Here is a 1273-nt window from a genome sequence, read left to right on the forward strand (position 1 = left end):
AATCTGAAGGAAGCCGGCGGCAAACTCCCGGCCTGACGAACAGGAAGTGCATATAAGGCCAAAGTTGTTTGGATGAGATTGCAACACGAATCGAAGTCCCATACTGCACGGGGACAACATGGTAAATGCAACAGGTATATGGGATGAAAGTTATCGTTCTTACCCGGGGAGGTCTCACGGACGTGCGGACGTTTTTTTTTCGGAAGCGCGGACAACAGTTGTCGTGAGAAGTCAGCAGCGACCATAGTAGAACCAGTAACGAGCGTTGTACACCAACGAGGCCTCACCAAAGTTCGAAGGGTCAAACCTTAAGGAGTGGGAAGTAAACGAATGTTACCAGATGAAGGGTAAAAAGCAGAAAATCTCGAATCAATCAGAGACCTGCCCACATCAAGCCAGGACGGAATCTGACGCCCACGTGGGAGGGCAGACCTTCATGTGGATAACTGAAAATAACCCCACGGACAGTAAAACGGGTCATGGATTGCTCGAGTTCATCGTATCCCCGGCCAACCTGAACGCAGCCTATAAACAGGTAACAAGCAATAAGGGAGCAGCCGGGGTGGACAACATGGAGGTTGATTCCCTCAGGGATTACCTGCTGAACCGGAAAGAAGAACTCATAACATCCATCCTACAGGGCAAATATCGCCCGAACCCCGTCCGGCGGGTAGAAATCCCCAAGGACAACGGAAGTAAACGAATGCTGGGGATACCCACGGTCATCGACAGATTGATCCAACAGGCCATCAGTCAAGCACTGACGCCGCTCTATGAAGCAGGGTTCTCCCCAAACAGCTATGGCTTCAGGCCAGCACGCAATGCCCACCAAGCCCTACTCAAAAGCAGGAACCACATCACCGAAGGCTATACCTATGCGGTGGATCTGGACTTGGAAAAGTTCTTTGACACGGTCAACCATAGCCGGCTGGTCGAACTGCTCTCCCGCAGGGTAGATGATGGCAGGGTGGTATCGCTGATACACAGATACCTGAACGCAGGCATCCGTATCGGTGAGCATTATGAACCCGGTGAGCTGGGTGTGCCGCAAGGAGGTCCCCTAAGCCCACTATTGAGTAATGTGATGCTGGACGAACTGGACAAGGAACTGGAGCGAAGAGGCCACCGGTTTGCACGTTATGCAGATGACGTTATTGTTTTCTGCAGAAGCAAACGGGGGGCGGAAAGGGTTATGGGCAGTCTTGTTCCCTTCATCGAGCAGAAGCTGCGGCTCAAGGTCAACAAGGAGAAAAGCCGGGTCGTCCCCGCCCGG

General features: G+C 52.6%; 1 protein-coding gene. It reads left to right on the forward strand.

The genetic code is table 11. The features are described 5' to 3' along the window. Positions 1 to 340: 340 nt before the first annotated feature. Positions 341 to 1273, forward strand: a 933-nt coding sequence (gene ltrA, locus JHJ32_RS22510) for a group II intron reverse transcriptase/maturase (RefSeq protein ID WP_200122963.1), incomplete at its 3' end; no start/stop codon positions are given.

The sequence above is a fragment of the Parapedobacter sp. ISTM3 genome, from assembly GCF_016533505.1.
Lineage (GTDB): Bacteria > Bacteroidota > Bacteroidia > Sphingobacteriales > Sphingobacteriaceae > Parapedobacter > Parapedobacter luteus.